Below are 23,480 nucleotides of genomic sequence, written 5' to 3' on the forward strand. Positions count from 1 at the left end.
CACCGTCACGACGGGTCCTCCTCGGCGATCCCGACGAGCGGAGCGACGGCCTCCCGGATGTGCTGCTGCACGACGTCCGGGTCGGCGGCGGCGTCGACGACGAGGAACCGCGCGGGTTCCGCGGCGGCCATGTCGAGGAAGGCGCGACGGACCCGCTCGTGGAACACGGCCGCCTCGGACTCGAGACGGTCGAAGGTGTCTCCCCGGGCCGCGGACACGCGCGCTCGTCCGACCGTGACGTCGAGGTCGAGCAGGACGGTCAGGTCCGGGACCAGCCCGTCCGCGGCCCAGTCGGACACCGAACGGATCTGCTCGGCGCCGAGGTCACGCGCCACGCCCTGGTAGGCCACCGAGGAATCGACGTAGCGGTCCTGGAGCACGACCTCGCCGCGGGCCAACGCCGGACGGACGACGGTCTCGACGTGGTGCGCCCGGTCGGCCGCGTACAGCAGGGCCTCGGCACGCGGGGCGACGTGACCGCGCTCGTGGAGGACGATCTCGCGGATCCGCTGCCCGAGGTCCGTGCCGCCCGGCTCCCGGGTGCGCACGACGGTCCGGCCGTGCGCCCCGAGCCAGTCGGTCAGGAGGGCGGCCTGCGTCGTCTTGCCGGCGCCGTCGCCGCCCTCGAGGGTGATGAAGCTGCCGGTCACTTCTTCTTGGCCGTCTTGGCGGCCGGCTTGCGGGCCGGCGCCTTCTTCTTCACCGGACCCTTGGCACGCTTGTCCGCGAGCAGCTGGATCGCACGCTCGTGGTCGACGGTCTCGACGTCCTCGCCACGCGGGATGGTCGCGTTCGTCTCGCCGTCGGTCACGTACGGACCGAAGCGGCCGTCCTTGACCTTGATCGGCTTGCCGGACACGGGGTCGGCGTCGAACTCCTTGAGGGCTGCCGTCGCGGCCTTGCGTCCGCCGTACTTCGGCTGCGCGAACAGCTCGAGCGCGCCCGGCAGGTCGACGTCGAAGATCGCGTCCTCGCTCGGGAGGGTCCGGGTGTCCGTCCCCTTCTTGATGTACGGGCCGTAGCGACCGTTCTGCGCGGTGATGTCCTCGCCCGACTCCGGGTCCTTGCCCACCACGCGCGGCAGGTCGAGGAGCTTGAGCGCGGTCTCGAGGTCGACCGTCTGCGGGTCCATCGACTTGAAGAGGGACGCCGTGCGCTCCTTCGGCGCGGCGGGCTTCTTCGTGGTCTTCTTCGCCGGGGCCTTCTTCGCGGTCGTCTTCGCCGCGGTCGTGCCGTCCGTCGCCGCTGCGGCGTCGGCCGTCGCAGCCGGGGTCTCGACGACCTCGCCCGTGGCCTGGTCGACGACCGGCTCGGGCTCGGGGGTGCGCTCGGTGACGTACGGGCCGAACCGGCCGTCCTTCGCGAGGACCTCCTTGCCGGTCTCCGGGTTCACACCGACCACGCGGTCCCCGAGCACGGGCGCGTCGACGAGTTCCTTGGCCTTGTCGACCGTCAGTTCGTCGGGCGCGAGGTCCTCCGGGACGTTCACCCGTCGGGGCTTCTCCGGGTCGTCGCTCGGCACCTCGATGTAGGGGCCGTAGCGACCGATGCGCAGGGTCAGGCCGGGAGCGAGCTCGACCGAGTTGATGTCGCGCGCGTCGATCTCACCGAGGTTGTCGATGACGGTCCGGAGCCCGCGGTGGTCGCCGCCGCCGAAGTAGAACTCCTTGAGCCAGTCGGACCGGTCCTCCTCACCGCTCGCGATGCGGTCGAGGTCCTCTTCCATGCTCGCGGTGAAGTCGTACTGCACGAGGTCGGAGAAGTGGTCCTCGAGGAGCCGGACAACGCTGAACGCGATCCAGTTCGGGACGAGAGCGCTGCCCCGCTGCGTGACGTAGCCGCGGTCCATGATCGTCGAGATGATCGCCGCGTACGTGGACGGACGACCGATCCCGAGCTCTTCGAGCGTCTTGACGAGGCTCGCCTCGGTGTAGCGCGGGGGTGCGGAGGTGTCGTGCCCCTTCGCCTCGACCTCGCTCACGCCGAGGTGGTCGCCCTGCGCCATCTGCGGCAGCTTGGCGTCCGCGCCGTCGGCCCCGCCGGCGTGGCGGTCCTCGTCGCGGCCTTCCTCGTAGGCGTTGAGGAAGCCGCGGAAGGTGATCACGGTGCCCGACGCGGTGAACTCCGCGTCGGTGCCGTTCGCCGTGGCGGCGACCCCGGCGACCGGGTCGGACGACGTGATCCCGAGGACCACCGACGCCGTGGACCCCTTGGCGTCCGCCATCTGGGACGCGACGGTGCGCTTCCAGATCAGGTCGTAGAGCTTCCAGTCGTTGCCGCGGAGGACGCCGTTCATCTCGGACGGTGTCCGGAAGGTGTCGCCGGCGGGGCGGATCGCCTCGTGCGCCTCCTGCGCGTTCTTGCTCTTGCCGCTGTAGCTGCGCGGCTTGTCCGGGATCGTCTCCGGGCCGTACAGCGCCGAGGCCTGCTTGCGGGCGGCGGTCACGGCCTGCTGCGACAGCGAGGACGAGTCCGTACGCATGTAGGTGATGTGGCCGTTCTCGTACAGCCCCTGCGCGACGCTCATCGTCTGACGGGCGGAGAAGCGGAGCTTGCGCGCCGCCTCCTGCTGCAGGGTCGAGGTCGTGAACGGCGCTGCGGGACGGCGCGTGTAGGGCTTCGACTCCACGCTGCGGACGACGGCGTCGCCGGCCTGCTCGAGGACGGTCGTCAGCGCGGCGGCCGACGCCTCGTCGAGCCGGACGGCCTCGCCCTTGAGCGTGCCGCGGTCGTCGAAGTCGCGGCCCGAGGCGACGCGGGTCCCCTGGAGCCGGGCGAGCCGCGCGGTGAACGCGGTGTCCCCGACCTTCTCGAACCGAGCGGTCAGGTCCCAGTAGTTCGCCGAGACGAACGCGAGGCGCTCGCGCTCGCGGTCCACGACGAGACGGGTCGCGGCCGACTGCACGCGGCCGGCGGACAGGCCGGGACCGACCTTGCGCCAGAGCACGGGCGAGACCTCGTAGCCGTAGAGCCGGTCGAGGATGCGCCGGGTCTCCTGCGCGTCGACGAGCGCCGTGTCGAGCTCCCGGGTGGCCTCCTGCGCACGCTGGATGGCCTCCTTGGTGATCTCGTGGAACACCATGCGCTTCACGGGGACCTTGGGCTTGAGCACCTGGAGGAGGTGCCACGCGATGGCTTCGCCCTCGCGGTCCTCATCAGTCGCGAGGAAGAGCTCGTCGGCGTCCTTCAACGCCCGCTTCAGCTCGGAGACCGTCTTCTTCTTCGCGTCGGACACCACGTAGTAGGGCTCGAAGCCGTTGTCCACGTCGACGGAGAACTTGCCGAGCGAGCCCTTCTTGAGCTCCGCCGGGAGGTTCTTGGGCTCGACGAGGTCGCGGATGTGTCCGACTGACGCCTGGACCTCGTATCCGTCACCGAGGTATTGCGCGATCGTCTTCGCCTTCGCGGGGCTCTCGACGATCACGAGCTTCTTCGTGCCTGGCACGTGACTCCTTGATCGATGGTGCGCGCCGGCCCTGGACCGCAACGAGGTCCGGGTCGACCGGGACGACGGTGACCGGGGGCCGACGTGCACACCATACACACTGTGTTCGGGCGACCCGGCGGCGGGACCGGCGACGGCGACCGCGTCGGCGACGAACGGTCCGGAGCCGGTCTCGACGGCGACACGCGCGGTCGCGCCCGCAGTCTCGCAAGAGGTCGACCGCGCACCGCCGGCCGCGACGACACGGTCGGCGACGACGCACGGACGCCCCGGCACCCGACCGACCGCGACAGCGGCGGCCGCGGTCGCCCCGGCGTCCGCGGCCACCTGGGCCTGCACGCCGAGCACCCGGGAACGGGCGCCGAGGACGGTTGCCGAGCCGACCAGCAACGCCAGTGCGACCGCGGCGACGAGCACGACCGTGGCCGAACCGCGCTCGGACCGCGCGAGCCCGCGGTTCACCGGCCGCCGTCCGCCGCGCAGCCGGTGGCGCGCAGGGGCACCGCGGCGAACAGGCCGCCGGCGCTCCCGTGCACGTCGACGCAGACGATGCCGTCGACCCGGCGGACCGTGGTGCTCGCACCGGGGGCGATGGTGCTGACCGCCCGGGTCGCGGCCGCCTCGTCGGCACGGCCGAGCGCGCGCGCCGCCGCCCCCGCGGCGGCCTGCATCCGGCCCACGCGGTCGACCAGGACGACCGCGGTGACGAGACCGAGCACCACGAGGGTGACGACGGGCAGTGCGACCGCGAACTCCACGGTCGCACTCCCCCGGTCCCCGGGACGCCGGTCCAGTCGCGGGCGGGCTCCGCGCGGACGCCGACCGGCCGGAGCAGTCGTGCCGCTCACGGCGTGAGGGCCCCGCGGACCAGGTCCGTGAGGATCTGCTGGACCTCACCCGAACGCATCACCGCGACGAGCACCCCGGCGAAGGCGACCGCCGCGAGGATCACGACCGCGTACTCCGCCGTCGCCGACCCGCGGTCGTCGCCGAGGTCGACCACCGAGACGCCCCGGCGACGACGCTCGTGTCCGATGGTGTCCTCCTGGTTGATGGTCTGTTGCACGTCCTGCTCCTTCCGCTCGGTGTCTGGTCCTCCGACGATCGCCGATCTCCGCCTGCCGCAGAGCGCCGATCCCGCTTCCTGTGGACAGGTCAGCCGAGGCCGCCGACGGTGGAGGAGAGGACGCCGACGACGACCGGCACCACCCCGACGAGCACGAAGGCGGGCAGCACGCACACCCCCAGGGGCAGGACGAGCCGGACGCCGAGGCGTTCCGCGGCTGCGAGACCCGCGGCGGCTGCGTCGTCGCGGACGTCCTCGGCAGCGGCACGCAGCAGGGGGACCGCCGGGACCCCGGCGCGTCGGCTCAGGTCGAGCACCTCGTGCAGGCGGGCGTCGGCCGCGGCGTCCCGCCCCCGGGCGACGGCCGGCGAACCGCCTCGTGCCGGACGCTCGACGCCGTCGAACCCGTGCTCGGCGAGCACGGCCGCCACCGTGGCACCTGCGCTCGACCACGACCCGCCCCCGGCGAGCGCCACGGCCCACGCGTCGAGCAGGACGCCGGGGATCCGCCCGTCCGGGCTCGCCCGCCGGACCAGCACACCGGACCACCGTCGACCGACGGCGACCAGGACGCCCGCCACGACCACGCAGGTCCAGCCGACCGGCCGCGTCAGCAGCACCTCGACGGCCCCGGCACCCCACGCGGCGCCGAGCCCGATGCCGAACGCGGGGAGCGCCAGCACGACGCGTGCACTCGCCCGGGGGCCGGCCAGCGCCACCCGGACGGCCCGGTCGGCGGCGGACGTCCGGCGCATCGCCGACGCGAGCCCACGGAGCGTCCCCGCCGTCGGCGCGCCGCTCCGTTCCGCGACGTCGAGCACGAGACGGACGTCGTTCCACGCCGGACCGCCCGTGGCCGGCCGACCGCCGACCAGCTCCCAGGCGCGCGGTGGCGGGACGCCGGCGCCGACGAGCACCGCGACGCGGTCGAGGACCCGGGCCGCGGCCGGACCGTCCGGCGTCACCGGTCCACACGGCGCACGACGAGCCGGCCGTCCTCGAGTGCGAACGCCCCGAGCGCGGTGACGCCGCGCCACCGACCGTGCCGTTCCACGTGCACGACGAGGTCGAGGGCGCTGACGACCTGTCGCGCGAGGGCGTCCGGGCTCCACCCCGCGGTCGCACCGAGCGCCTCGAGTCGCGCCGGGACGTCGGCCAGGCCGTTCGCGTGGAGCGTGCCGGCACCGCCGTCGTGCCCGGTGTTCAAGGCCGACAGGAGCTCGCGCACCTCCGCGCCGCGGCACTCCCCCACGACGATCCGGTCCGGGCGCATCCGCAGCGCCTCACGCACCAGGCGGTCGAGCCCGATCGCGCCCACGCCCTCCGCGTTCGACTGACGTGCCTCGAGCGCGACGACGTGCGGGTGGTCGATCCGCAGTTCTGCGAGGTCCTCGACCGTCACGATCCGTTCGGTGCTGGGCACGGCGGCGAGCAGTGCGCCCAGCACGGTCGTCTTGCCGCTGCCGGTCGCCCCGGTGACGACGAGGTTCCGCCGCGCCGCGACGGCGTCCTCGAGCAGCGTGCGCCCGACGAGCCGGAAGGCGCCGGTGCGTTCGAGGGCCGCCAACGTCGGCCGTTCCGGCCGCGGGAGTCGGACCGAGAGCGCCGTGCCGTGCACCGCGACGGGTGCGAGGACGGCGTGGACCCGGATCCCGTCGCCGAACCGGACGTCCGCGCACGGGGTCGTCTCGTCGACGTGGCGTCCCCCGAGCGCCACGAGCTCGGCCGCGAGCGCACGGACGCGCCGCTCTGGCAGGATCGGCCCGGCCCGCTCGAGTCCGAGTCCGCGGTCCACCCAGGTGCCGGAGTCGCCGACGACCAGCACGTCGGTCACCTCGGCGTCCGCGACGAGGGCCGCCAGCTCCTCGAAGGCCGCCGCGTCGACCGCCCGTCGGCGTGTGGGGCTGCCGACGCGCGGCAGGAACGGGGGGTCGTGGACGGCGGTCCTGCTCCGTCGGGCGCCCCGCCGCTCGGGTGCGGCGCCGTCCGGGCGCCCGCCGTCGTCGGTCCGTCCCGCGACCGCCGCGCGTGGGTCCCGAGCCGGGCAGTCGACCGCCGAGCGCACGGCGACCGCCGACCGGGCCGGCACGGGCGGCCGGTCGACGACGGGCGACGGGCCGGCGCCTCGACCGACCGCTCCGGTGACGGCGGCGGTCGCCCGTCCGGCCACGGCAGCGGTCGCCCGTCCGGTCGCGGCAGCGGTCGCCCGTCCGGTCGCGGCAGCGGTCGCCCGTCCGGTCGCGGCAGCGGTCACGGCAGCGGTCGCCCGTCCGGTCGCGGCAACGGTCACGGGGGCGGTCGCCCGGTCGTCGCTGCCACCGACCGGGTCGACCCTGCGGATGCCGGTGCTCCCACCGCCCGCTGGCCCGTCCCGCTCACGGCCGGCGCCCCGCGTCGTGGCGGCGCGACGTCGTGGCGCGGGGTCGGGCGGTCCGTCGGCTCGGTGTCGGTGCATGGACGGCACGGTAGGCAGCGCCTCGGCACGGACGGCGCACCGCGGACCAGCACGTGGATCGTTCGCCGCTGTCCCCAGCCGATGGCTGTTTTGTCCCCCGAAACGCAATCCCGTACCCCGTTCGGCTGACCGGCGGGCAGGGCACCGCGGTACACCGACGGGAGCTCGGGAGGCCCTCGCAAGTACCTCGCTCCGGGCTCGACGGCCGCGGCGCATGTCCGTCGACGCGTGGACAGACCTGTCCACCGTTCGGCACCAGCGCGCGGATCGCGCCCGGACCGCACGGCGGGTTCTGCGACACCCGTCGGGGAAAAAGAAGAGGCGGCACCGGTTGGGGGGAACTGGTGCCGCCTGGACACCAGCGGATTGGGGGGAATCCGAGCCGATGCCACCGGAAACGAGTCCGGCGAGGACAAGTGTACCCCATGACGCCCCGTGCTCGGCAACCCCGGACCCGGCCGAACCGATCCACCCACGCTGACCCGGACACCGCCCGGACAGCGCACACACCCCGGCCGCCCCGCCGGCCCACCCCTCCCCGAGGGGTAGTCTCCGACTGCACCCCTGCCGCAACGACGCGAGAGGACCCCGATGTCCACACCGACCCAGGCCGACGCCCGTCACGAGGACGGCCCGACCTTCGCGCCGCCCGCCGAGTTCGTCGCGGACGCCGTCGCCCACGCGGACCTGCACGAGTCGGCCGCCGCCGACCGCGAGGCGTTCTGGGCCGACCAGGCCCGGACCCTGCTCGACTGGCGCACGCCGTTCACCCGGACCCTCGACTGGTCCGGTGCCCCGTTCGCGAAGTGGTTCGACGACGGCACGCTCAACGTCGCCGAGAACTGCCTCGACCGCCACGTGCGCGCGGGAAACGGCGACCGGGTGGCGATCCACTTCGAGGGCGCACCGGGCGACACGCGTCGGATCACCTACGCCGAACTGACCGCCGACGTCCAGCGCGCGGCGAACATGCTGACGGACCTCGGCGTCGGTGCGGGCGACCGCGTCGTCGTCTACCTGCCGCTCATCCCCGAGGCCGTCGTCACGATGCTCGCGGTCGCCCGGATCGGCGCCGTGCACTCGGTCGTCTTCGGCGGCTTCAGCGCCGAGAGCCTCCGCACGCGCATCGAGGACGCCGGCGCGAAGGTCGTCGTGACCGCGGACGGCGGCTGGCGACGCGGTGCCGTCTCACCGCTCAAGCCGGCGGTGGACGAGGCGCTCGCGGGCCCCGGGACCGACTCCGTCGAGCACGTCCTCGTCGTGAAGCGCGGCGGCAACCGGGTCGGGTGGACCGAGCGCGACCGCTGGTGGCACGACGAGCTGGCGAAGGCCGCCCCCGAGCACGAGGCGCAGCCGTTCCCGGCCGAGAACCCCCTGTTCATCCTCTACACGTCGGGCACGACCGGGAAGCCGAAGGGCATCGTGCACACCTCGGGCGGCTACCTGACCCAGGCCGCGTACACGCACCGCAACGTCTTCGACATGCACCCGGAGAAGGACGTCTACTGGTGCACGGCCGACATCGGCTGGATCACCGGGCACTCCTACGTCGTCTACGGGCCGCTCGCGAACGGCGTCACACAGGTCCTGTACGAGGGCACCCCGGACGAGCCGAAGCCCGGCCGGTGGTGGGACGTCGTCGACACCTACGGCGTCACCGTCCTCTACACCGCCCCGACCGCGGTGCGGGCCGCGATGAAGGCCGGACGGCAGATCCCCGAGGCCCGCAGCCTCGAGTCCCTCCGACTGCTCGGCAGCGTCGGCGAACCGATCAACCCCGAGGCGTGGCAGTGGTACCGCCAGGTCATCGGCCACGACCGCACGCCGATCGTCGACACGTGGTGGCAGACCGAGACCGGCGCCATCATGATCTCGGCGCTGCCGGGCGTCACGAAGCTCAAGCCCGGCGCCGCCCAGACCCCGCTGCCCGGCATCGTCGCGGAGATCGTGGACGAGGACGGCCACCGCGCCGACCCCGGCGAGAGCGGGTACCTCACCATCACCGAGCCCTGGCCGTCGATGGCCCGCGGCATCTGGAACGACCCGGACCGCTTCGTCGAGACCTACTGGTCACGCTTCCCCGGCCGCTACTTCGCGGGCGACGGTGCGCGGCTCGACGGCGAGGGCGACATCTGGGTGCAGGGTCGCGTCGACGACGTCATGAACGTGTCGGGCCACCGCCTGTCGACGGCCGAGATCGAGTCCGCGCTCGTCGGCCACGAGGGCGTCGCCGAGGCCGCCGTCGTCGGCGCCGCCGACGAGACCACCGGTCAGGCCGTCGTCGCGTTCGTCATCCTCACCGCCGAGGCGGCGGAGGGCGCGGACCGCGACGCGGTCGCGAAGGAACTGCGCGACTGGGTCGGCAAGCGGATCGGCGCGATCGCGAAACCACGCCAGGTGGTCGTCGTGCCGGAGCTCCCGAAGACGCGGTCCGGCAAGATCATGCGCCGTCTGCTCCGCGACGCGGCAGAGGGCCGCCGCATCGGCGACACGACGACGCTGGCGGACCCGACGATCATGGCGACCATCGCGGAACTGATGTAGGCCGCCGGACGCAGGTCGCGCCTCCCGTCCGACCGGACTGGAGGCGCGACCTGCGTGACGGGGCGGGGAACCGCCGTCAGTCGGTCAGTTCGACGACGAGCTCGACCTCGACCGGTGCGTCCAGCGGCAGGACGGCGACGCCCACCGCGCTGCGCGCGTGGACGCCGGCCTCACCGAAGACGTCGCCGACCAGGGTGGACGCGCCGTTGGCGACCCCGGGCTGGCCGGTGAAGGAGGGGTCGGACGCCACGAACACGGTGACCTTGACGACCCGGGCGACCCGGTCGAGCGACCCGGCGACCGACTCGACGGCCGCGAGGGCGTTGAGCGCCGCGGTCCGCGCCTGCGCGGTCGCGGTCTCGGCGTCGACGTCGGCGCCGACCTTGCCCGTGACGGGGAGGGCTCCGTCCACGAACGGGAGCTGTCCCGCCGTGTACACGTGGTGCCCGGACACGACCGCCGGGACGTAGGCGGCGACGGGTGCCGCGACGGGCGGCAGCGTCAGGCCGAGCTCGGACAGTCGGGCGGCGACGCTCACGCCTCGGCCCTCGGACGCTTGAGGTAGGCGACGAGCCCGCCCTCGGGGCCGGTGACGACCTGGACCAGCTCCCAGCCCTCGTCCCCGAAGTTGTTGAGGATCGCGGTCGTGTTGTGGATGATCAGCGGCGTCGTGAGGTATTCCCAGCGCATCATGGAGATCCTTGCCAGCCTTCCGGTCGGGGGTGTCGTTTAGGCTGCATCCTATGTCTGCCCAGAAGACGTCTGCCTCGCGGACCAAGCCCGTCTCTGCGATCGGCGCCTTCATCGGCTTCGTCGGCTTCAGCGCGCTCGCCGGCCTGCTGGTGACCATCGGCGTCACGCCCGCGATCGCGGTCGCCGGGGTCACCACGACCTCCACCATCGGCGTGTTCGAGTCGCTGCCGGAGTACATCGAGATCGGTGACCTGCCGCAGCGCAACGAGGTCCTGGCGTACTCGGGCGGCCAGTCCGTCCACCTTGCGACGGTCTACGACCAGAACCGCCAGGAGCTGCAGTTCGACCAGATCAGCGACCAGCTGAAGAACGCGGCCATCGACGGCGAGGACAAGCGCTTCTACGACCACGGCGGCGTCGACATGACGTCCCTGGTCCGTGCCGGTGTCGGATCCCTCGCGGGCGGGCTCGGCGAGTCCGGCGGTGGCTCGACGCTCACGATGCAGCTCGTGCGCAACATCAAGATGCAGCAGGCCCTCGAGCTGCCCTCGCAGGAGGAGCGCCAGAAGGCCTACAACGACGCGGTCGAGCAGACCATCCCCCGCAAGCTCGAGGAGATGAAGCTCGCGATCGGCCTGGCGAAGAAGTACTCGCACAAGGAGATCCTCACCGGGTACCTCAACATCGCCTACTTCGGTGACCAGACCTACGGCGTGCAGGCCGCGGCGCAGCACTACTTCAACAAGAGCGCGACCGACCTCAGCCCCCAGGAGGCCGCGTCGATCCTCGCGATCGTGCAGTCGCCGAACACGCGCAACCTGTCCGACCCCAAGTACTACGACGCCAACGTCGCCCGTCGCGACGTGATCCTCAAGTCGATGTTCGCGCAGAAGCACCTCACGCAGGAGCAGTACGACCAGGCCATCGCCTCGAAGCCGGCCGACTACGTGCGCCTGACGCAGCCGAGCCAGGGCTGCCAGTCGGCCGCGGGCAACGGCTCGCAGTTCTTCTGCGACTACGCCGTCAAGGTCGTCAAGCAGATGTCCCAGCTCGGCGCGACCGAGAAGGACCGCGCGACCGCGTGGCGCAACGGCGGATTCACGGTGCAGACGACCCTGAACCTCGACCTCAACGGTCAGCAGAAGGACCTGCTCAACAAGTTCGACCCGAACACCGAGAGCCGCTTCAAGCTCGGTGGCGCCCTGAACTCGGTCGAGGCCTCGACCGGCCGGATCCTGACGATGGCGCAGAACAAGGACTACGACCAGTCCCTGCAGTCACCGCCGACCGCGACGTCGATCAACTACAGCGTCGACAAGGAGTACGGCGGGTCGATCGGCTTCCAGGTCGGCTCGACCTACAAGGTCTTCACGCTGCTCGACTGGCTCAAGGCCGGTCACGGCCTCAACGAGTCCGTGAACGGGACGCCGCACAACACCTCGCGCTGGACGCAGTGTGGCGACACGATCTACTCCGCCTGGGCGCCGAAGAACGACTCCGCGGGTGAGAACGGCAACTTCACCGTCGCCCGCGCCACGGCGCTGTCGGTCAACGCGGCGTTCGCCTCGATGGCCGCGAAGCTCGACCTCTGCGACATCCGGCAGACCGCGCAGGACCTCGGGGTGCACTCGGCCGACGAGAAGACCGAGCTGAACGCCTACCCGTCGTCGATCCTCGGCACGAACAACATCGCGCCCCTGACCATGGCGTCGGCGTACGCGACGATCGCGAACAACGGCACCTACTGCGCCCCGATCGCCATCGACAACGTGAAGAACGCCGAGGGCAAGGACCTCGGCGGTCAGCCGAAGCAGTGCAAGCAGGTGCTCGACCCGGGTGTCGCCGCATCGGCCGCGTTCGCCATGCGCGGGACGATCCAGTCCGGTACCGCGGTCGGCGCCCAGACCCCGGACGGCACGCAGCTGTTCGCGAAGACGGGCACCACCGACGACGCCGACCAGATCTGGCTCGTCGGCGCGAGCTCGAAGGTCGCGACCGCCTACTGGCAGGGCAACACCGACGGTGGCAAGAACAACCTCCGCCACTACCTCCCGGGAGCCGGGTACGGCTCCTACGCGTCGCAGCGTGCCCACGTCTGGCAGCAGGCGATGATCCCGATCAACGCCATGTACGAGGCCGGGCCCTTCCCGACCCCGTCGCAGGCCGCCCTCCGCGGCAACAGCCAGAACGTCCCCGACGTGACCGGCAAGACGGCCGACGAGGCCCGTTCGATCCTGGCCGGCGCCGGCTTCACCTACGTCGACGGTGGCGCGCAGCCGGGGTCCGGGACGCCCGGGACGGTGTCGAGCACCTCCCCCGGTGCCGGATCGCTGCTCTCGGCCGGTTCGTCGGTCACGGTGTACACGACGGACGGCTCGCAGGCAACCGTCCCCGACGTCGCGGGCAAGAGCCTCCGCGACGCGCAGGGCGCCCTGGGCGGTGCCGGGTTCACCTCGGTCGCCGTGTCGGACCAGTTCGCCGCCGGTGGCGCGGAGTGCACCGTCGCGGGGGTGAACCCCGGAGCCGGCACGAGCGCGGCGAAGTCCACGCCCGTGACGCTGCAGCTGTTCGGCGACAAGGACGGCAAGGCTCCGAAGGGCTGCCAGTGACCCGCGGTCGCGCGGCGCTCGGGATCATCGCAGCGGGCGCGACCATCGGAGCGGCGACGACGGCGTGGGGCACCCTCGTCGAGCGTCGCCGCTTCGGCATCCGTTGGGAGACCGTGCCCGTCCTCGCGCCGGGCTCCCGTGACGTCACGGTGCTGCACCTGTCCGACATCCACATGGCACCCTGGCAGGCCGACAAGCAGCAGTGGCTGCGCGACCTGAGCCTGGTGGAGCCCGACTTCGTCGTGAACACCGGCGACAACCTGGGCCACCCGACGGCCAACGCGGCGATCGAGTACGCACTCGAGCCGTTCCGCGGCGTGCCGGGCGCCTTCGCGCACGGCTCGAACGACTTCTTCGGTCCGCAGCCCCGGAACCCGTTCAAGTACTTCACCGGGCCGAGTCGGCACCACTCAGGCGCCCGTCCGGTCGAACTCGACGTCGACCGGCAGACGGCGTTCTTCGAGTCGCTCGGCTGGCTCGACGTCAACGACCAGGCGCACGCGATCGAACTCAAGGGCTCGCGCTTCGAGTTGTTCGGTACCTCGGACGCGCACCGCGGCTGGGACCGACTCGACCTGCTGCCGACCAACGTCGACGAGATGCGCAGCACGGTCCCGTGGACCGAGGACGAGGACGGCCCCTCCCCCGTCGCCATCGGCATCACGCACGCGCCGTACCGCCGCGTGCTCGACGCGTTCGTCGACCAGGGTGCCGACGTCGTGTTCGCCGGGCACACCCACGGCGGCCAGGTCCAGGTGCCGGGCGTCGGGGCGCTCGTCACGAACTCCGACCTGCCCCGCCGGTACGTCAGCGGGCTGCACAAGTGGCAGCACCGGGCGCACTGGTCGTGGCTCGAGGTCTCTGCGGGCATCGGGACGTCGATCTACGCGCCCGTGCGGTTCTCGTGCCGCCCCGAGGCGGTCGTCGTGACCCTGACCGCGCGGACGGACTGACGCGTCCGGACGACGCGCCCGGGCGTCACCGCGATGGTCGTGAGCACCCCCGATCATCCGGTAGACTTCTGGGGTTGCTCCGGTTCGGAGTGATCACACCGCGGGGTGTGGCGCAGCTTGGTAGCGCGCCTCGTTCGGGACGAGGAGGTCGCAGGTTCAAATCCTGTCACCCCGACACTGTGTTGAGACAGTACGCAAGAGGCCCTGGTTCTCCGGAACCAGGGCCTCTTGTCATGTCCGGACCTGTCGTGTGCGGACCTGTCACCCCTGTACCGAGAGCGCAGACGCCCAGCAGCGCGCCGCCCGTGCGCGCAGACGCCCAGCAGCGCGCCGCCCGTGCGCGGTGCGCGCCGCCCGTCCGGTGCGGGGCGCTCGGTGCGCGCCTGCGTGGCGCGACCTGCTCCGGCACAACCGGAGGCACGTCGCGCCACGCGATCCCGTGGTGCGACGTGCCTCCGGTTGTGCGCCGGCACCGCGCGGCACGAGGCGCTGCGGCGCGTTCCCGCGCATCGCGCGTCCCGGCCCACAGCCCGGGGCTCACGCCGAGACGGCAGCGCGGGCCGACGCCGCGAGGGCCGCGCGCCGACGCCGCGAGGACCGCGCGCCGTCGCCCGCTCTCCCGCCGAGCAGCTACGCCGCGGCGACCCCCGCCGGCACGAGCCGCCCCTCGGCCTGCAGCGACGCCACGACGTCGAGCGCCTGGTGCCGGTAGCGCGCCTGGGCAGCCCCAGGAGCGACGATCACACCATCCGCACCCGTGGACGCCACGAGCTCGTTGATCTTCGCCGCGACATGGTCCCGCGAACCGTACGCCTGCCGCTCGGTGCGCGCGGCGATGAACCGACGCTCGAGGTCCGAGAACGTGTACGCGCGCGCCTCGTCCATCGACACCGGCTCGGGCTTCATCCCCTGGCGCATCCGGATGAACGAGATCATCCCGGGGGCGCTCTGCTCCTCGACGACCGCCGGGTCCTCGTCGGTGACGACCTGCACGCCGATGAGCGCGTTCGGGGTCTGCCGGAAGCGCGAGGGCCGGAACGAGTCGCGGTACAGCGCGAGCGCCGCCTCGGTGTTGTCCGACGCGAAGTGGTGCGCGAAGGCGAAGGAGACGCCGAGCGCTCCCGCCACCTGCGCGCTGTACCCGGAGGACCCGAGCAGCCAGAACTCGGGCACGTCGCCGTACCCGGGGACCGCCCGGATGCGCGACAGCGGGTTCTCGGCGTCCATCCCCGTGAAGAAGCCGATCAGGTCGGCGAGCTGCTGCGGGAAGTCGTCGACGTCGAGCCGGTCGGTGCGGCGCAGTGCCATCGCGGTCGCGCCGTCGGTGCCCGGTGCGCGCCCGATGCCGAGGTCGACGCGGTCCCCGTACAGCGCGCGCAGGGTCCCGAACTGCTCCGCGACGACGAGCGGCGCGTGGTTCGGCAGCATCACGCCGCCCGACCCGATGCGGATCCGGGAGGTCGCCGCACCGACGGCGCTCAGCAGCACCGCGGGCGCCGACGAGGTGATGCCCGGCATGCCGTGGTGCTCGGCGACCCAGATCCGCTCGTAGCCGAGCCGTTCGGCGTGCACCGCCGTGTCGATGGTGCCCTGCAGGGCCTCGGTGTTCGTCTGGCCGTACTCACGCGTGGCCAGGTCGAGGACGGACAGGTGCACGGTTGCGTCGCTCATGCGGGAGGCAACCGCGGGCATCCGTCGGGCATTCCGGTCGGCTCGCCGACCGCCGTGCGCGCGGGGCCGTCCCGGCCCCGTTCCGGACGGGAGGCACGGGGCGGCGCCGACCCGCGCCTCCCGTCCGACCGTGGCCCGACCACCCCGGTGGCCGGGCCCCGCAGGACCGGCCCGGACACGACGTGGTCAGCGTCCGGGGTCAGTGCCCGAGGTCGCCGTCCAGGCGGCCACCGGACTCGCTGAGGTAGCAGTTCGCGCAGAGCGACTCGTAGGTGACCCCGGCGCCGTCGATCGCCACCTGCGAGCCGTCGAAGACGAAGCGGCCGTCGACCTTCCGGGTGTTGAAGACGGCCTTCCGGCCGCAGCGGCAGATGGTCTTCAACTCCTCGAGCGAGTGGGCGACCTCGAGCAGGCGCGCGCTGCCGGGGAACGCCTCGGTGCGGAAGTCGGTCCGGATGCCGTACGCGAGGACCGGGATGCCGTCGAGCACGGCGATCCGGAGCAGGTCGTCGACCTGTCGCGGGGTGAGGAACTGGGCCTCGTCGACGAGCACGCAGCTCACCGGTCGGACCACGCCGTCGAGCCGGTCGGACTCCGGGTCGGTCGCCCCCGCGTCGGCCACCGCGGCGCGCACGTCGTCAGCGGCACCGAACACCAGGTCGACGGACCGCGTCACCCCGAGCCGGGACACGATCGCGCCGTCGGCCTTGGTGTCGACCGACGGCTTCGCGAGCAGCACGCGCTGCCCGCGTTCCTCGTAGTTGTAGGCGGCCTGCAGCAGCCCGGTGCTCTTGCCGCTGTTCATCGCCCCGTAGCGGAAGTAGAGCTTCGCCACTACGCGAGGAACCCATCCTCGGCCGCCCGACGGATCAGGTCGGACTTCTTCGACGCCGGACGCCCGACCTTGCTGTACTTCTCGCGGACGCGGCGCAGGTAGGTCTTCGCGGTCTCGTACTGCACGTTCATCTGCGCGGCGACCTCGTTCGTCGAGTAGCCCGAGACGTACAGCCGCAGGGCCTCTTCCTCGCCGTTGCTGAGCTTGGGCCGCTGGTGCGCGTTCGCCCCGGTGGGCAGCGGACGCCAGTCGCGCTGCGGCGGGGTCTCGCGGGAGACGCCCATGACCTCGCGGGCGATGTCCATGACCTCGCGCATCGGCAGCGACTTCGACAGGAACGCCGCCGCTCCGGCCGCGAGGGCACGGTCGCGGGACTCACGGCTGTCGACGCTCGACAGGACGATCACCTTCGCGCCCGCCGCACGGCAGGTGCGGACGCGCGCCTCGATCGACACGGGTTCCTTGAGCTGGAAGTCGAGGAAGACCAGGTCGGTCGGGAAGTTCTCGCTGTGCACCATCTCGAGCCACGTGTGCGCGGTGAGGGCCAGGTCGAAGTCGAAGGCGTTCACGGCGATCCAGCTCGAGAGGCTGTCGAGCAGCACCTCGTGGTCGTCGAGGATCGCCAGCCGCACGCGTCGGGTTCCGGGCTGCGGGAGCGGGGGCACGCCCTCCGAGGTCCGGGTCGGGTCAGTGCTGGTCATAGGAGAACCTTAGTGCGAGGGACGACGGGCGGACCGCGACGTCGAGGTCGGGGAAGGTCACGCGGAGGACCGCGAAGTAGGGGTCGAAGGTGCGGTGGATGCCGACGTCGGAGTCGTCGACGGTCAGGTCGATGGAGACGGCGACGCGCGCGGGCACGCCGTCGAGCGTGGGGGTGCGGCGGACGGTCGCGTGGAAGCCCGCGGGGTCGACGTGTTCGTCGTCGAACGCGGCACGCAGGAAGGTGCGGACGACCGTGCGCTGGTCGGCGTCGAGCGTGGCGATGAGGCCCTCCGGGTCGTCGACGGCCGTGGTGCTCCCGCCGTCGACCGCGACCGCGTGCTCGAACCAGGTCCGGTCCGCGTCGGCGACCATGCCGCGTCGGATGCCGTCCGCGATCGCCCGTGCCCGCGCCCGGTCGGCGTCGGTGATCACCTCGCGGTCGCGGAGCTCGGCGAAGAACGGGGCCACGTCGCGGGCGAGGACGTTCGATCGCTCCTGCTGCACACTGGCCGCGATGCCGTCCCGCTCGGCGCGCGCCACCGAGTACGAACCCGCACGGATCTGCACCCGCTCGGCGAGGCCGGCGAACGTCCACGCGAACACGACCGACGCACCGGTGAGCACGAGCGTCGGAGCCGCCGCCAGGAACGCTGCGACCGAGACGGGTGTGGCGTGCGGGAAGACCGAGGCGGCGACACCCCACGCGACCCCGTCGACGACGGCGAGGACCACTCCCCCGACGGCGAGGTCGCGCCACGGACGGTACGGAGCGGTCATGACGATCCCGGTCGCGGTGAGCAGGCACATGAAGTCGTTGAGGGCGTTCCGGTCCGGCCCCCACTGCGCGGCCACGCTGGTCGCCGCGGCCGCGGCGAGGAGGGCGACGTGCAGGGCGAACGCCCACCGCGGGAACGGGGCCCGGAACGGCGAGGACGCCACGACCACCACGACCCCCGACGCGGCGAGGAGGAGGACGGTCACGGCGCTGAGGGTCGGGCTCCCGACCACGTCGCGGTCGAACACCGAGACGAGCAGCGCCCAGAGCACCGCACCGGCACCGAGCACGACGGCGAGCGGTCGCGACCCCATCGCACCGAGCGGGTCGTACTGCTGGGCGGTCCGGTCACCGCGGGCGTGCAGACGAGTCGTGTCGACGCGGCTCACCGACCGGTCCCCCGGTCGATGACCCCGTCGAACCCGGGCGGCGGCCAGGTGAACGACCCGGAGGAGCGCAGGCGCCCGCTGTCGGGCCCGGCACCGACCGAGGCGTGCTCGCCCGCGGACGAGGACCGGGGCACGGTCATCATGACGCTCGTCCCCGACCCCGGCGACGACCAGACCTGGACGTCGCCGCCGACACGACCGATGCGCTCGCGGACCGAACCACGGAGGCCCATGCGGTCGGCACCCGTCTCCTGCTCGTCGAAGCCGCGGCCGTCGTCGACGACCATGACGGTGCACGAGGAGCCGTCGTCGAACACGCTGACCTCGGCGCTGTCGGTGCCGGCGTGCTTCCGGACGTTCGCGAGGCACTGCCCCACCGCGCGCAGCAGCGCGGTCGACGCGTCGCTCCCGAGGGAGCCCAGGACACCGGCGTCCCCCGTGACGACGACGTCGAGCCCCTCGGCCCGGTGCTCGTCGACCATCGCCTCGAAGGCGCGCGACACGGCGTCCGGCTCGGGCTCCGCGTCGCTCGTGTCCGTGCCGAGCCACTGTCTGCCGGTCAGCATCGCGACGTCGGACTCGATCGTCCGTGCGAGCTGGGGGTCCATCGGACCCGAGGGTGCGAGGGCGATCGCGCCGAGGTGGTTCAGGACGGTGTCGTGCAGGATCGCGGCGGCCTCGGCCTCGACGCCCGCACGGTAGGCGGACACGTGTTCCTCGCGGGCCGAGCGGAGCAGTTCGGGCTGGACCCGCTCCGACCGGGCGGTGTTGCGGCTGGTGACGAGCACGAGGGCGACCACGAAGCCGAGGGTCACCCAGGCGAGCACGAGCGGCTGCGGCGGCGCACCGGCCTGCACGAGGGCGACGGACGTCGCGGTCCGACCGACGAGGAACCCGCCGACCGACCACAGCACGACCCGGCCCGGTACCGCGCCCGCTCCGCCGACGAGCACGAGCGGGATGACCGCGAGGGACAGCAGGTAGCCGATCACCCAGCCGGCCGGGACCTGGTCCTGGACGGCGGACGCGAACCACCACGTGCAGAGGCCGCCCACGACGAGGAAGGCCACCGCCGACCGCCAGGTGGCGAACTGCACGTGCACACCGACCATCACGAGCATCGGCAGCAGCGCCAGGACGGCGCTCCCGACCCGGACCTGCGGGTCAGCGAGTCCCCAGAGCAGCAGCACGACCGCGGCTGCGACGACCGAGCCCACGGCGGCGGCGTGGAAGGCGCGCACGGTCGACCAGGCATTCACGCGGGGCGCGAGGTGCGTGGGGATGCCGAGCACGTGCGGTGGGTCCTTCCGGGAGACGTCTGAGCCGCCGGACCCGGCCACCGGGAGCGGTGGCCGTGTACCCCGAATCGAGCGCGGTTCGGCGACTCGCCCGATGGTACCGCCGATCGCTGACACGCGGTGTCCCCCGGACGCGGAACACGGACGTTCCTCAGAACAGGGTCGGGCCCGACGGCGCCGGCACGGCCGCAGCGCGACGGTCCCACCCCGGGTCGGCGCGCTTCAGCGGCGACGCCGACGGGCGGGACTGCTCCTCGGGCGACGCGGACGACACGCTCGGACGCAGCAGCGGCGCCGGACGCATCGTGTCCGGCCGGTCACGGAACCCCATCGACCCGGTGGCGGGGTCGACCCGTCCGAGGTCGACCCCGTGCGCCCGCAGGATCGGCCGCACGCGCTCGGCGAGCCACCGTCGGTAGTCGGCCGGCGCGTACGTGTTGTCGAGGTACATCGAGCGGTAGCGCGCGACCAGGTCGGGCCTGGTCCGCTCGAGCCACGCGAACCACCACGGCTTCACACCCGGTCGCAGGTGCAGGGCCGAGTACATGACGCTCGTCGCGCCGGCCGCGGCGGCGCGACCCACGGCGTCGTCGAGGTGCGCGCGGGTGTCGGTGATGAACGGCAGGACGGGCATGAGGAACACGGCGCAGTCGAGACCGGCGTCACGGATCGCACGGACGGTCGCCAACCGCGCGGAGGTCGTCGGGGTCCCGGGCTCCACCTGCTGCTGGAGGTCGTCGTCGTAGACCGCGATCGACATCGCGAGGTCGACCGGGACGGAACGGGCGGCCTCGACCAGGAGCGGCAGGTCCCGGCGCAGCAGTGTGCCCTTGGTCAGGACGCTGAACGGCGTCCCGGACTCGGCCAGTCCCCGGATCACGCCCGGCATCAACCGGTACCGCCCCTCGGCGCGCTGGTACGGGTCGGTGTTCGTCCCGAGGGCGACGGGGTGGCGGTCCCAGCTCGGCCGGCGCAGCTCCCGACGCAGGACGTCGGCGACGTTGGTCTTCACGACGATCTGCTGGTCGAAGTCGGCGCCGCCGTCGAACTCGAGGTAGGTGTGCGTCGGCCGCGCGAAGCAGTAGACGCACGCGTGACTGCACCCGCGGTACGGGTTGATCGTCCACCCGTAGGTCCCCGTTCCGTCGGCCGCCGGCACCCGGTTGAGGGCGCTCTTCGCGAGGACCTCGTGGAACGTCACGCCGGCGAACTCCGGCGTCGTGACGCTCCGGACCAGTCCGCTGTTCGAGCCGAGGCCGGGCAGGGCGTCGTCCCGCTCGGCATCGATCGCCTGTCCACTCCACCGCATCGTGCCATTCGAACACATGTTCGAACGTGGCGCAACCGCGGTGGGCCGGGACGGGCCGGTCAGTGGTGCAGACCGAGCACCTTCGCCGTGCGTGCGAGCGTCTCGTCGGCGAGCTGCGCGTCCGAGCCGAGGTCCTTGCCGTACGTCGGCACCATCTCGCGCACCGCGGGCTCCCACCCGGCCCAGCGGTCCGGGAAGCAGCGCTGCAGCATCGTCAACATGATCGGGACCGCGGTCGACGCGCCCGGGGACGCCCCGAGCAGCCCGGCGATCGACCCGTCGGCCGACGTGATGACCTCGGTGCCGAACTGCAGCACCCCGCCCTTCTCACGGTCGGGCTTGATGACCTGGACCCGCTGTCCCGCGGTGATGCGGTGCCAGTTCTCGGGCTCGGCGGTGGGCATGAAGTCGCGCAGCGCGTCGAACTTCGTCTCCTTCGACGCGAGCAGCTGCCCGACCAGGTAGCGGACGAGGTCGAAGTTCGAGAACGCGACGCTGAGCATCGGCCGGAGGTTGTGCGGCCGGATCGAGCGGAACAGGTCGAGCACCGAGCCCTGCTTGAGGAACTTCGGGCTGAACCCGGCGTACGGGCCGAACATGAGCGACGCCGACCCGTCGACGATCCGCGTGTCGAGGTGCGGCACGGACATCGGCGGCGCGCCCACGCTGGCCTTGCCGTAGACCTTCGCCGCGTGCTTCTGCACGACCTCCGGGTCGTCGGTGCGCAGGAACTCACCGGACACCGGGAAGCCGCCGTACCCGCGGATCTCCGGGATCCCGGACTTCTGGAGCAGGTGCAGCGCCCCACCACCGGCGCCGACGAACACGAACTTCGCGGCGATCCGCTGCGTCGAGCGTCCGACCTCGTTCCGGACGTCGAGCGCCCAGCCCTCGGACACCTTCGACCGCGTGATCTTCCGGACCTGGTGCGAGGGCTCGAACTCGACGCCGGCGATCTCGAGCTCGTCGAACAGCTGACGCGTCAGCGACCCGAAGTCGACGTCCGAACCCGCCGCGGAGTACGTCGCCGCGATGGGCTGGTCCTTCTTGCGGCCGGGCACCAGTGCCGGCGCCCACTCGCGGATCTTCGCGGGGTCGTCGGAGTACTCGATGCCCGCGAAGAGCGGGTGGTCCTTGAGCGCCTCGTACCGCTTGCGCATGTACTCGACGTTCTCGGCACCCCACACGAAGGAGATGTGCGGCGTGGGGTTGATGAAGTTGCTCGGCTGCGGCAGCGCCCCGGTCTCGACGAGGTGCGCCCAGAACTGCCGGGAGACCTGGAACTGCTCGTTGACCGTGACGGCCTTCGCGATGTCGACGTGGCCGTCGGGCATCTCGGGCGTGTAGTTCAGCTCGCAGAGCGCGGAGTGCCCGGTCCCGGCGTTGTTCCACGGGTTCGAGGACTCCTGCGCGACCGACCCGAGCCGCTCGTACACGCGGATCTTCCACGTGGGTTCGAGGCGATGGATGATGGCGCCGAGCGTGGCGCTCATGATCCCTCCCCCGACCAGGACGACGTCGATGGGGTCCACCTGCTTCACTGCCACCCGTCGATCCTACCGTCGTGCGGCCGAGTGCGGGCCGACCACGGGACGGACGGGAGGCCCGTGGCGGATCCGCCACGGGCCTCCCGTCCGTCTGCTGGTCGCGTCGGCGACCGCCGCTACGCGGCGACCGAGCGGCGCGCGACGATCGTCTCGGCGATCTGCACCGCGTTGAGCGCGGCGCCCTTGCGGAGGTTGTCGTTGCTGACGAAGAGCGCGAGTCCGCGTCCCTCGGGGGCCGACTGGTCCGCGCGGATCCGGCCGACGAAGGTCGGGTCCTGGCCCGCCGCCTGCAGCGGGGTCGGCACCTCGGACAGCTCGACGCCCGGTGCGCCCGCGAGGAGTTCGGTCGCGCGCTCCGGCGAGAGCGGACGGTCGAACTCGGCGTGGACCGAGATCGAGTGTCCCGTGAACACGGGCACGCGCACGCAGGTGCCGGCGACCAGGAGGTCCGGGAGCTCGAGGATCTTGCGACTCTCGTTGCGGAGCTTCTTCTCCTCGTCGGTCTCGCCCAGGCCGTCCTCGACGATGGAGCCCGCGAGCGGGACGACGTCGAACGCGATCGGCCGCACGTACTTGACCGGCTCCGGGAAGGTGACCGCGGACCCGTCGTGCGTGAGGGCAGCGGTGTCCTGCTCGAGGGCGGCGCGTGCCTGCCCGAGGAGTTCCTCGACCCCCGCGAGGCCCGAGCCGGAGACGGCCTGGTACGTCGTCGCCACGAGTCGGCGGAGGCCGGCCTCGCCGTCGAGGACCTTCAGCACCGGCATGATCGCCATGGTCGTGCAGTTCGGGTTCGCGATGATCCCCTTCGGTGCCTGGTCGATCGCGTGCGGGTTCACCTCGCTCACGACGAGCGGCACGTCCGGGTCCATGCGCCAGGCGCTGGAGTTGTCGACCACCACGGCACCGGCGGCGGCGAACCGCGGCGCGAGGGCACGGGACGCCGTGGCACCGGCCGAGAACAGCGCGATGTCGATGCCCGACGGGTCGGCCGTCTCGGAGTCCTCGACGACGATCTCCTCGCCGCGGAACGGCAGCGTCGTGCCGGCGGACCGGGCGCTCGCGAAGAAGCGGACCCGGTCGGCCGGGAAGGCGCGCTCCTCGAGGAGACGACGCATGACCGCGCCGACCTGTCCGGTGGCGCCGACGACGGCGACGGTGAGGGTGCTCATGTGGTGCTCCTGGTGGGCTC

General features: G+C 72.5%; 19 protein-coding genes and 1 tRNA gene. 4 read left to right on the top strand and 16 right to left on the bottom strand.

The window, feature by feature from the left end; translation table 11 throughout:
* Positions 1–5 precede the first annotated feature (5 nt).
* From tmk to QOL16_RS17270, 6 genes are all read right to left on the bottom strand, one after another.
* A complete protein-coding gene (gene tmk, locus QOL16_RS11355; protein ID WP_071248470.1) occupies positions 6–650 on the bottom strand; it encodes a dTMP kinase in 645 nt (214 codons plus the stop codon).
* On the bottom strand, positions 647–3,445 hold the full coding sequence (gene topA, locus QOL16_RS11360) for a type I DNA topoisomerase (RefSeq protein WP_065960396.1): 2,799 nt from the start codon (positions 3,443–3,445) through the stop codon (positions 647–649). Before topA ends, tmk begins: the two co-directional genes overlap by 4 nt.
* Positions 3,446–3,903: 458 nt before the next feature.
* Entirely contained in the window at positions 3,904–4,203 is a 300-nt protein-coding gene (locus QOL16_RS11365) for a hypothetical protein (RefSeq protein ID WP_065960338.1), read from the bottom strand.
* An 86-nt stretch (positions 4,204–4,289) separates the two neighbouring features.
* Positions 4,290–4,481: a DUF4244 domain-containing protein gene (locus QOL16_RS11370; protein WP_065960394.1), complete on the bottom strand. Its 192-nt coding sequence runs from the start codon at positions 4,479–4,481 to the stop codon at positions 4,290–4,292.
* 119 nt (positions 4,482–4,600) lie between these two features.
* On the bottom strand, positions 4,601–5,476 hold the full coding sequence (locus tag QOL16_RS11375) for a type II secretion system F family protein (protein ID WP_065960336.1): 876 nt from the start codon (positions 5,474–5,476) through the stop codon (positions 4,601–4,603).
* Positions 5,473–6,966 carry a TadA family conjugal transfer-associated ATPase gene (locus tag QOL16_RS17270; protein ID WP_083395029.1) on the bottom strand — a complete coding sequence of 498 codons (1,494 nt, stop codon included), beginning with the start codon at positions 6,964–6,966 and terminating at the stop codon, positions 5,473–5,475. The genes QOL16_RS11375 and QOL16_RS17270 overlap by 4 nt, the downstream gene beginning before the upstream one ends.
* Before the next feature lie 591 nt (positions 6,967–7,557).
* Here QOL16_RS17270 and acs point away from each other — a divergent pair.
* Positions 7,558–9,510, top strand: coding sequence for an acetate--CoA ligase (gene acs, locus QOL16_RS11385; protein WP_071284671.1), 1,953 nt, complete (start codon positions 7,558–7,560; stop codon positions 9,508–9,510).
* 76 nt (positions 9,511–9,586) lie between these two features.
* Here the strand turns inward: acs and QOL16_RS11390 are convergent, their stop codons facing one another.
* Positions 9,587–10,048, bottom strand: a complete 462-nt coding sequence (locus QOL16_RS11390; RefSeq protein ID WP_071284672.1) for a RidA family protein — start codon at positions 10,046–10,048, stop codon at positions 9,587–9,589.
* Entirely contained in the window at positions 10,045–10,203 is a 159-nt protein-coding gene (locus QOL16_RS11395; protein ID WP_171898715.1) for a hypothetical protein, read from the bottom strand. Before QOL16_RS11395 ends, QOL16_RS11390 begins: the two co-directional genes overlap by 4 nt.
* Positions 10,204–10,253: 50 nt before the next feature.
* On the opposite strand from QOL16_RS11395, the gene QOL16_RS11400 reads away from it, so the two are divergent.
* The 3 genes from QOL16_RS11400 to QOL16_RS11410 all read left to right on the top strand — a co-directional run bounded on the left by QOL16_RS11400 (position 10,254) and on the right by QOL16_RS11410 (position 13,940).
* Positions 10,254–12,812 (top strand): transglycosylase domain-containing protein, encoded by a 2,559-nt coding sequence (locus QOL16_RS11400; protein WP_065960331.1) that lies wholly within the window; start codon positions 10,254–10,256, stop codon positions 12,810–12,812.
* Positions 12,809–13,765: a metallophosphoesterase gene (locus QOL16_RS11405; RefSeq protein ID WP_065960329.1), complete on the top strand. Its 957-nt coding sequence runs from the start codon at positions 12,809–12,811 to the stop codon at positions 13,763–13,765. The genes QOL16_RS11400 and QOL16_RS11405 overlap by 4 nt, the downstream gene beginning before the upstream one ends.
* A gap of 101 nt (positions 13,766–13,866) precedes the next feature.
* A tRNA-Pro gene (locus QOL16_RS11410) sits at positions 13,867–13,940 on the top strand.
* Positions 13,941–14,395: 455 nt separating this feature from the next.
* Here the strand turns inward: QOL16_RS11410 and QOL16_RS11415 are convergent.
* From QOL16_RS11415 to QOL16_RS11450, 8 genes are all read right to left on the bottom strand, one after another.
* Positions 14,396–15,436, bottom strand: coding sequence for an LLM class flavin-dependent oxidoreductase (locus QOL16_RS11415; protein ID WP_071284673.1), 1,041 nt, complete (start codon positions 15,434–15,436; stop codon positions 14,396–14,398).
* Between the two features lie 199 nt (positions 15,437–15,635).
* A complete protein-coding gene (locus tag QOL16_RS11420; RefSeq protein WP_065960325.1) occupies positions 15,636–16,271 on the bottom strand; it encodes a thymidine kinase in 636 nt (211 codons plus the stop codon).
* Positions 16,271–16,972: a response regulator transcription factor gene (locus tag QOL16_RS11425; protein WP_253181551.1), complete on the bottom strand. Its 702-nt coding sequence runs from the start codon at positions 16,970–16,972 to the stop codon at positions 16,271–16,273. The genes QOL16_RS11420 and QOL16_RS11425 overlap by 1 nt, the downstream gene beginning before the upstream one ends.
* On the bottom strand, positions 16,959–18,137 hold the full coding sequence (locus QOL16_RS11430; RefSeq protein ID WP_065960323.1) for a hypothetical protein: 1,179 nt from the start codon (positions 18,135–18,137) through the stop codon (positions 16,959–16,961). The genes QOL16_RS11425 and QOL16_RS11430 overlap by 14 nt, the downstream gene beginning before the upstream one ends.
* Positions 18,134–19,429, bottom strand: a complete 1,296-nt coding sequence (locus QOL16_RS11435; protein WP_071284674.1) for a sensor histidine kinase — start codon at positions 19,427–19,429, stop codon at positions 18,134–18,136. Before QOL16_RS11435 ends, QOL16_RS11430 begins: the two co-directional genes overlap by 4 nt.
* Before the next feature lie 157 nt (positions 19,430–19,586).
* Complete coding sequence (locus QOL16_RS11440) at positions 19,587–20,744, bottom strand: Rv2578c family radical SAM protein (protein WP_071284675.1); 1,158 nt, start codon at positions 20,742–20,744, stop codon at positions 19,587–19,589.
* Positions 20,745–20,803: 59 nt separating this feature from the next.
* Positions 20,804–22,291: a malate:quinone oxidoreductase gene (locus QOL16_RS11445; protein ID WP_083395030.1), complete on the bottom strand. Its 1,488-nt coding sequence runs from the start codon at positions 22,289–22,291 to the stop codon at positions 20,804–20,806.
* 116 nt (positions 22,292–22,407) lie between these two features.
* Entirely contained in the window at positions 22,408–23,460 is a 1,053-nt protein-coding gene (locus QOL16_RS11450; protein WP_065960317.1) for an aspartate-semialdehyde dehydrogenase, read from the bottom strand.
* Positions 23,461–23,480: the final 20 nt, after the last annotated feature.

The organism is Curtobacterium sp. MCBA15_004 (genome assembly GCF_001865055.2).
Taxonomy (GTDB): domain Bacteria; phylum Actinomycetota; class Actinomycetes; order Actinomycetales; family Microbacteriaceae; genus Curtobacterium.

Coding starts and splice junctions, on each gene's coding strand:
- QOL16_RS17270 (WP_083395029.1), bottom strand. CDS start 6,966: ATGCACCGACACCGAGCCGACGGACCGCCCGACCCCGCGCCACGACGT.
- acs (WP_071284671.1), top strand. CDS start 7,558: ATGTCCACACCGACCCAGGCCGACGCCCGTCACGAGGACGGCCCGACC.
- QOL16_RS11395 (WP_171898715.1), bottom strand. CDS start 10,203: ATGATGCGCTGGGAATACCTCACGACGCCGCTGATCATCCACAACACG.
- QOL16_RS11400 (WP_065960331.1), top strand. CDS start 10,254: ATGTCTGCCCAGAAGACGTCTGCCTCGCGGACCAAGCCCGTCTCTGCG.
- QOL16_RS11415 (WP_071284673.1), bottom strand. CDS start 15,436: ATGAGCGACGCAACCGTGCACCTGTCCGTCCTCGACCTGGCCACGCGT.
- QOL16_RS11425 (WP_253181551.1), bottom strand. CDS start 16,972: ATGACCAGCACTGACCCGACCCGGACCTCGGAGGGCGTGCCCCCGCTC.
- QOL16_RS11440 (WP_071284675.1), bottom strand. CDS start 20,744: ATGCGGTGGAGTGGACAGGCGATCGATGCCGAGCGGGACGACGCCCTG.
- QOL16_RS11450 (WP_065960317.1), bottom strand. CDS start 23,460: ATGAGCACCCTCACCGTCGCCGTCGTCGGCGCCACCGGACAGGTCGGC.